Source organism: Longimicrobiaceae bacterium (assembly GCA_035696245.1).
Taxonomy (GTDB): domain Bacteria; phylum Gemmatimonadota; class Gemmatimonadetes; order Longimicrobiales; family Longimicrobiaceae; genus DASRQW01.
The window spans coordinates 1-8,272 of sequence record DASRQW010000022.1 but is presented as its reverse complement, the minus strand read 5'-3'; the positions used below and the strand labels follow the sequence as shown (position 1 = coordinate 8,272).

Sequence of the window (8,272 nt, the reverse complement as noted above, 5' to 3'; positions counted from 1 at the left end):
AGGCGATGGTGAACGGCAAGCCAGTGATCGCCAGCGCGGCGGGGGGGATCGTGGACATCGTGCGCGACGGGCGGAACGGTTTCCTGGTGCCGCCGGGCGACGCGCCAGCGCTGGCAGACGCGGTGCGTGCGTGTATGGCGGATCCGCAGCGCGCGCGGCGCATGGGCCTGCAGGGGCGCGAGGACGTTGAGGCCGGTTTCTCGTGGCCGGTGATCGCCGACCGGCTGGCGGAGGTGTACCGGTCCGTCGCGCGCAGGGGCTGACCCTCGCTGCCGCGCCCACGGCGGGAATTCCGCAAACCCTCACCCATCCACGTCCTCCGGAACCAACTCCTTCTCCCGTCACGCATCCCGCAGGAACTGATAGCGAGGGAACCGCGACGGCATTACGTTCCCGCGCGGCGCCTTTTTGTACAGATTGCGCTCCGCCGTCGGTCCAACCCCTTCCCGCACGATGTGGAGCCATGTACGAATCGTCCGTGAAACCTCTTTCCCACGCGGGGCGGTTGGCCACGCTCGGGCTGTGCGCCGCGTTGACGGCATGCAGCGGCACCACCGAGCCTCCGCGGCCGCCCGAGGTGATCGTGATCTCCGGGGCCGGCGCTACGGATACCATCGGCGCCGAGATCGCCGCGCCGCTGGTGGTGGAGGTGCATGACGGCACCGGCCACCTGCGGGCCGGGCTGAACGTCACCGCCGAAACGGCCCCTGGCTCCGCAACCTCGCTGCTGGCGGCGCCGCTCGGAAGCGCCGCTTATCAGCCGACCGCCGTTGCGACCACGGACGCGAGCGGACGCGCCGCCTTCCGCGTGAAGTTCGGCACCCATTCCGGTGCAGCCACGCTGCGGGTCAGCGCCCCGACTATCGGTCCGAGCTCGCAGGCTTCGTACACCGTCACTCCGGGAGCCCCGGCCTCCGTCGCTCTCTCGCCGCGCGACACCATGCTCGTGATCGGGGGCAGCATCTCCGTGACGGCCACCGTACGGGACCGCGGCGGCAACGCGTTGGCGAAGACGGCGACGCTGGCGGCTACGGGCGGGCTCACGCTCTCCGGCGGCGTCGTCACGGCACCGGTGTTCGGCGCGGGTACCGTCTACGCCACCAGCGGCGCGTTCGAGGACTCGATCGGGGTCACCGCAGTTCCGGCCGGCACCCTCCTGCTGGGCCGCAGCGACGGGATCTATTCCGCCCATCGCGGGCGGCGCCGCAACCCGGCTGGTCGCGCAGCCGCAGGCGCGCTCGCCGCGCTGGTTCGCCGACGGGCAGAAGTTCATGTACAGCGTGGGGCTGACGCACGCGTATCTCGCGGACTTCGGCGGCAACTCGGCTCGTCTCGTCCGGGCCGACACGCTGCTCGCGGAGCTGTGGGGCCACCCCTCCGCGGACGGGCAGTGGGTGTACTTCGGCGGCTACGACCAGGACTTCAAGGGTGCGCCGTATCGCATCCACCCCGACGGGAGCGCTCTGCAGCTGGTTCCGGCCTTCCAGAACGACGGGATCATCCAGGCGCACCCGTCACCCTCTCCCGACGGCACGCGCGTGGCGTATTTCCGCGAGGCGCTCGGCAGCCGCAACACGGTGATGCGGGTGCTGAACATGGCAACCGGAAGCTTCTCGGCCCTGGACGTGCCCGGCCACTCGCCCGAGTGGTCGCACGGCGACACCATCGGCTATATCTATGCCGGAAACAACGCGTACGGACCCATCCGCGTGATGGCCTCGAACGGGACGGGAATCCGCACCGTGACCCGCGCGGGCTATGAACTGGGCATCACCTGGGCGCCCAACGACCGGTTCATCGCCGCGCGAAATGCGAGCACCGGAATGATCGACATCGTGGAGGTTTCCACCGGAAAGACGGCCCCGCTCAGCTGGCTGGGCCCATCGTTCTACGATCCGGCCTGGCGCCCCTGACGCGCCGGCGGCCACGCCCGCGGCGGCCTCCCCACGCGGGGGAGGCCGCTTCGTTTTACCTCTGGCCTCCCGCAGGCGTGCCCGGGCGCATAGAATTGAGCGCACGTCACTGCGACTTCAACCGAAGGAGGCCCCCCATCCCGTCCGAGCTCGATCCTGTTTCGCCATCCCCCGCGACCGCCTGGCACGACTCCTCGTCCGTCGAGCCCGGCTACCTGGCGCTGCTGGAGGCCGACCGCGCCAACTGGTGGCAGTCGGAGAACTTCGACAAGTGGAAGAGCCACTACGTCAGCGAGTACCCGCGCGGCGGCTTCATCCTCGCGACGCTGCGGCGCTACGTGCCGGACTTCGACCCGCGCGGCGCTGCCGTCCTCGACGTCGGCTGCGGTGATGCCGGAGTGCTCGTCGCCTTCGCGGAGGCGGGGGCAAAGGCCAGCGGGATCGAGCCGTACGAGCGTAGCGTGGAGCGCGGGCGGGTGCGGGCGCGGGAGCACGGCGTGGAGATCGACGTCCGCCAGGGCTTTGGCGAGACGCTTCCGTTCGACGACGGCTCGTTCGACCTCGTAGTGCTGGACAACGTGCTGGAGCACGTGCAGGGCCGGGAGCGGACGATGGACGAGATCCGCCGCGTGCTCCGCCCCGGCGGCGTGCTCTACCTCGTGACGCCCAAGCCGTTCGCGCTGGCGAGCATCGTAAACGACCCGCACTACCGCATGGCCGGGCTGGTGCTGATGCCGCGGCCCGTGCAGGTGTGGTACTTCGAGAGGGTGCGCGGAGGCGGCGCGGGCAACTACGGCGTGGGCGTGATCCCCACTCGCCGCGCGGTTCTGAAGATGCTGGCGCGCCGCGGCTTCCGCGTGCTCGTCTCCCCTCGCGAGCTTTGGATCGCCTACATGCGCGAGCGCATCTCCCGCCCGGCGGAGATGTCGTCCGGCCTCAAGAGCAAGGTGGCCGCGTGGGTCGCGCGCCGGCGCTGGGTGACGGACTCGGCGCCGATGCGCGCGCTGTGGGACGTGGCGCTGGGGTCCAACTTCTTCATCGCCCGCCGCGGGCCGTGAAGCTCCGCGTCCTGCACTGCATCTACGACTCCCTGCCGAACCCGTGGCTCGCCGGGGGCGGCGCCGTGCGCGTGCACGAGGTCTACCGCCGGCTGGCGGAGGACGTGGACGTGACGGTGGCGACGGGACGGTTCCCCGGCGCGCGCGACGCGGTGGTGGACGGTGTGCGCTACGTCCGTCTTGGTGCGCCGAAGCCTTACGCCTGGAGCCGGCTGACGTTCGCGCGCGCGGCGAGCCGTCTGCTCCGCACCGCGGATTTCGACGCGGCCATCTCGGACTTTTCGGTGTACACGCCGGTGTCGGTGCCCACGGGTCGCCCCGTCGGCCTGATCGTTCACATGCTGATGGGGCCGACCGCGGAGCAGCGCTGGGGACGTGTGCTCGGCCCCGCGGTCCGCGCCTTCGAAAGGCGGCAACTCTCGCGCGCGAGGTGGGTGAGCGGCGTCTCGCGCTTCACGATCGAGCAGGTGCGCCCGCACGCTCCCGCCGGCGCATACCTGGAGGTGATCCCGAACGGCGTCCCCCAGCAGCTGTTCTCGATCCGCCGCGCCGAGAGCGACTTCTTGCTCTACTTCGGCCGTTTCGACGTGCAGCAGAAGGGGCTGGATACACTTCTTTCCGCCGTGGCTCTCCTGGCAATGGAGAGGCCGTCCGTCCGCCTGCGTATGGTGGGCCGGGGGAAGGACGCCGGCCGACTTCCCGCGATGATCCGCGAGCTGGGGATCGAGAACAACGTGGATGTCCAGCCGGGCCTCCCCCAGGCCGAGGCATTCCGCCTCTTCGCCGGCGCTCTCGCGCTGCTGATGCCGTCGCGCTTCGAGGGGCTCCCGATCGTGGCGATCGAGGGAATGGCCGCGGGAGTTCCCGTCGTCGCTTCCGCGGTGGGTGCGCTTCCGGAGGTCCTATGCGCGCCGCGGGCGGGCCGTGTGGTTCCACCGGACGATCCCAGGGCACTCGCGGACGCCATCGACGCCCTGCTCGGCGACGGTGACACGCGCGCAACCATCAGCGCCGAGGCCCGCCGCGTGGCCCGCAAGTATTCGTGGGACGCCGTGGCCGCGCAGCATCTACGCTTCCTGCAACGAATCGCCGCTGACGCGCGCGGCGTCATGCCTTTTCCTCCATGCTCCCGTCCATGAAGAACCCAAAGCCCGCCCGCCCCGCACCCCGCCCGCCGTCTCCCGCCGCCCCGTCATCCCTGCCGAGAGACGACGCGGCGCCCGCGTTCGGCGGCTTCACGGGCACGCTGCGCTTCGCCGCGCTGGTGTACTTCGGGCTGGCGCTGCTGTACTTCCTGCCGGCGCTGATGCCGGGCAAGGGCATCTACGGCAGCGACTACCTGGCGGGCGGCTACTTCTTCCACGAGTTCATCTCGCGCAGCTTCGCCGCGGGGCACGTGCCGAAGTGGGTGCCATACGTCTACGGCGGCGTGCCACTCTACGCGAACCCCGGCAGCACCTTCTATCCCTTCCGGTTCCTGGCGGACTGGACGCTGGGCGTGAAGAACATCTGGCCCGCGCTGTTCGTGATCCAGTTCGGCTTCGCGGGATGGGGGATGAACCTGCTGGCGCGCGAGATGGGAACGCGCCGCTGGGTGGCGCTCGTCTCCGGGCTGATGTTCGAGTTCACGGGCCTGACGATGTCGTGGGTGCTGGCGGGCCACGAGGGCCGCATCATCGTGGTCACCTTCGCGCCGCTCGTCTTCGCGCTGATCCACATGGGCGTGCGCACGGGCGGGAAGCTGGCGCCGTTCGCCGGCCTGGCGGCGACGGTCGGGTTCGCGCTCCTCTCGTTCCAGATCCAGAACGCGTACTACCTGCTGCTGGGCGCCGCGATCTGGGCCGTGTTCCTCGTCTTCCACTTCGGCGTGCACCGCCGCCGGGGCGAGCTGGCGCGCGTCCTGGGCCTCGGAGTCGCCGCCATCGCCTTCGCATTCGTGATGGCGTCGGTGAACTTCCTGCCGTTCCAGGACTACGTGCCGGACTCGCCACGCGGCATGTCCGGAGGCCGCGGGTGGGAATACTCGACGTCGTACTCCATGCCCCCGGGCGAGATCGCCGACGTGGCGGTGCCGGAGATGCACGGCGTGCTGGAGACGTACCACGGCGAGAGCCCCATCAAGCTGCACACCGAGTACGTGGGCGCCGTCGTGCTCGCGCTCTTCGCGCTGGGCTGGGCGTACGCGCGCAAGAGCCGCTACTGGTGGTTCTTCGTGGGCCTGGGCCTCTTCGCGCTCTCCATCTCGCTGGGCGGCAACACGCCCATCTATCGGCTGTACTACGAGCTCCTGCCGGGCACGAAGAAGTTCCGCGCGCCCAACCTGTCTTTCTTCCTCGTTGTCCTCTCGCTCGTGTCGATGGCCACGCTCGCGCTCGAGGCGCTGGCGCGCATGCGCGAGGAGCGGGACGCGGCCCGCTCGCCGCTGCGCAGGACGAACGAAGGCGAGAAGGCGTTCGGGGCGGCGACGTGGATCCTGGGAGGGATGGTGGCGCTCGGCTTCGTGCTGGGCGCGTCCGCCAAGGCGGGGACGCCGCCGGAGCTCGCCGGCGCGGTGGGAACGCCGTTCCGGTTCGCGTTCTTCGTGCTGCTCGTAGCGGCCCTGCTCTGGGCCTGGCTGCGCGGCTCGCTGGGCCTGCGTCCGGCCGTCGTGTTGCTCGCGGTGCTGACGGTGCTGGACCTGGGCGTCGTCGGCCGGCCGTTCTTCCGCACCGTTCCCGCGCCGAACGAGATGTTCGCGGAGGACGACGTGGCCTCGTTCCTCCGGTCGCAGCCGCAGCCCAGCCGCGTCTGGGTGCTGGGGGGATACCGCGAGCGCAACTACCTGATGCGCTTCGACATCGACCAGGCGGGCGGCGAGCACGGCAACCAGATGCAGCAGTGGAACGAGTTCGTGGGCGCCGGGCCCGGCGTGGACCCCGACTTCCACAACTTCAGCGCGCCCAGCGGCGCGTTCCTGAACGCGGGCAACGTGCGCTACCTCGTCTCCGGCCAGGAGATCGCCGCGCCGTTCCTGCGCGAGGTGCACCGTGGCAGCGCCTTCGTGTACGAGAACATCGGTGCCCTCCCCCGCGCGTACCTCGTCCCCAGCCTGGTGACGACGAACGTGCCCGGTGGCGCGCTGCAGATGATGTCCGCGCCCAATTTCGACCCGCGGACGACGGCGGTCGTCAACTCCGCGACGCCTGTCCAGCTTCCTTCCACTCCGCTGCACGGCGCCGCTTCCGTCGCCTCGTACACGCCGGATCGCGTGGCCGTGCGCACGCAGGCGGACCGGCAGGCGCTGCTGGTGCTGGCGGACAACTACTACAAGGCGTGGCACGCGACGGTGGACGGCCGCGAGTCACCCATCCTGCGGACCGACCACGCCCTGCGCGGCGTCATCGTCCCCGCAGGCGCGCACGAGGTTGTATTCACCTTCGACCCGCCGGCGCTGCGCACGGGGCTGATGCTGTACCTGCTGACGCTGGGCCTGCTCGCGGCGTACGGCCTCTACCTGCTCGCGACGCACTTCCGTCGCGGGCGCCACACACCCGTCACGGCCGAGCCCGTCCCCGCGTGAAGAAGCTCTCCCCCGCCCTCCAGCGCGCGCTTTCGTGGCTGCTGATCGCGGCGGCGTTCGGGTTCCTCGGCCGTTCCATCTACAGACATAGGGAGCAGCTTCGCGCGTTCCACTGGGACGTGCGGCCGGGGCTGCTCGCTCTCTCCGTCGTCGCGCTGTGCCTGGTGCTGCTGGTAGGGGTCGCGGTGTGGCAGCAGGTGCTGGCGCGGTGCGGTGCGCGCGTGTCGTTCTTGCCGCTGGCACGCGCGTGGTTCGTCTCCAACTTCAGCCGCTACATCCCCGGCGTCGTGTGGCAGTTCCTCAGCCTGGCGCAGCTCGGCTCGTCTGTAGGCCTGCCAGGCTCGGCCATGGTGACCTCGCTGCTGGTCCACATGGTCTTCCTGCTGCTGTCCGCCGGGATGGTGGGCGTGTGGATGCTGCCGCTGTCGGTCGCCGGGAGGCTTGCGGGCGTGCTGCCGGTGCTGCGGTGGATCGCGCCGATCGGGTTCGCGCTGGTGCATCCGCGCGTGATTCGCGCCGGAGTGCGTGCGTTCGCCAAGGTGACGCGCAAGGGGGAGCTGGACTGGCGGGGGGGATGGGGAGACGGGCTGCTGCTGCTGGCGTTAGGTGCTTTGCAGTGGATGCTTTACGGCGGCGCGTTCTACCTCTTTCTACGCTCGTTCGTCCCACTCCCGACATCAGCGCTGCCGGCGGTGATCGCGATCAACGCCCTGTCGTTCATCGTTGGTTACGTGGTGGTCATCGCCCCGGGAGGGCTGGGGTTCCGCGAAGCCGCACTGACGCTGCTGCTCGGCGCGTTCGTCCCCACGGGCGTCGCCGCATCCCTCTCCCTTGTCTCCCGCCTGTGGACCGTCGCGGGCGAGATCATCCCTGGCGGCATCCTCCTGGTGATGCTTCGTGAAAAAGATATGCGAGGAGATGCCGGCGAAAAGCAAAGCGCGAAGTTCAGCCGGTAAACTGCAGTACTGTCCGGTTAACGTAAATAGATGATGCTGTAGTGTGTGCAGATAACAGGTTACGTCGTTGTTGTGCTGTCACCGACTTGAACTCGGTCCCTCGGGGTGCGAGCCTGGCTTGAACTTCAGCCAGGACTGCCCATGTACGAGGGACGCACCATGTTCTCCCAGTTGCTCGACCATCTGCCGCGGCACACGTTCCGCCGTCTGGTCAAGCGGTATCGGGGCGATCACCGGGTTCGGCGCTTCACCTGTTGGGACCAGTTCTTGGCGATGGTCTTCGCGCAGCTCACCTTTCGCGAGAGCCTGCGCGACGTCGAGGCCTGTCTCGGCGCGATTCCCGAGCGGCTGTACCACCTCGGCTTCCGCTGCCCGGCCATCTCCCGCACGACACTCGCCGACGCAAACGAGAAGCGCGATTGGAGGATCTACGCCGACTTCGCCCAAGTGCTGATCGCCGAGGCCAGGCGTCTGTACGCCGGCGAACACTTCGGCGTGGCCCTGGAGGAGACCGTCTACGCGCTCGACTCCACCACCATTGGCCTGTGTCTCTCCCTTTTCCCCTGGGCACCCTTCCGCCGCACGAAGGCTGGGGTCAAGCTCCACACCCTGCTCGACCTCAAAGGCAGCATCCCGTCGTTCCTGCGGATCACTCCGGCTCGCACCTCCGACGTCTCGCTGCTGGACGAACTGCCCCTGGAAGCAGGCGCGATCTACGTGATGGACCGCGGCTACGTCGACTTCGCCCGTCTGCATCGCTTCACGCGCGCCCAGGCCAGCTTCGTC

8 protein-coding genes are annotated in these 8,272 nt (G+C 69.5%); 7 read left to right on the top strand and 1 reads right to left on the bottom strand.

What is annotated here, in order from left to right; all coding sequences use genetic code 11:
* Positions 1-263, top strand: a 263-nt coding sequence (locus VFE05_00855; protein ID HET6228592.1) for a glycosyltransferase family 4 protein, incomplete at its 5' end; no start/stop codon positions are given.
* Between the two features lie 493 nt (positions 264-756).
* Here VFE05_00855 and VFE05_00850 read toward each other — a convergent pair.
* Positions 757-1,044 carry a hypothetical protein gene (locus VFE05_00850; GenBank protein HET6228591.1) on the bottom strand — a complete coding sequence of 96 codons (288 nt, stop codon included), beginning with the start codon at positions 1,042-1,044 and terminating at the stop codon, positions 757-759.
* Between the two features lie 227 nt (positions 1,045-1,271).
* Between VFE05_00850 and VFE05_00845 the strand changes: the two genes are divergently transcribed.
* The 6 genes from VFE05_00845 to VFE05_00820 form a co-directional block, all read left to right on the top strand.
* Complete coding sequence (locus VFE05_00845) at positions 1,272-1,913, top strand: hypothetical protein (protein ID HET6228590.1); 642 nt, start codon at positions 1,272-1,274, stop codon at positions 1,911-1,913.
* Positions 1,914-2,008: 95 nt separating this feature from the next.
* A complete protein-coding gene (locus tag VFE05_00840) occupies positions 2,009-2,971 on the top strand; it encodes a class I SAM-dependent methyltransferase (GenBank protein HET6228589.1) in 963 nt (320 codons plus the stop codon).
* On the top strand, positions 2,968-4,110 hold the full coding sequence (locus VFE05_00835; protein HET6228588.1) for a glycosyltransferase family 4 protein: 1,143 nt from the start codon (positions 2,968-2,970) through the stop codon (positions 4,108-4,110). Before VFE05_00840 ends, VFE05_00835 begins: the two co-directional genes overlap by 4 nt.
* Entirely contained in the window at positions 4,107-6,530 is a 2,424-nt protein-coding gene (locus VFE05_00830; protein HET6228587.1) for a YfhO family protein, read from the top strand. Before VFE05_00835 ends, VFE05_00830 begins: the two co-directional genes overlap by 4 nt.
* Complete coding sequence (locus tag VFE05_00825) at positions 6,527-7,486, top strand: lysylphosphatidylglycerol synthase domain-containing protein (protein ID HET6228586.1); 960 nt, start codon at positions 6,527-6,529, stop codon at positions 7,484-7,486. Before VFE05_00830 ends, VFE05_00825 begins: the two co-directional genes overlap by 4 nt.
* Before the next feature lie 141 nt (positions 7,487-7,627).
* The coding region (locus VFE05_00820) for an IS4 family transposase (protein HET6228585.1) at positions 7,628-8,272 on the top strand (645 nt) is incomplete at its 3' end.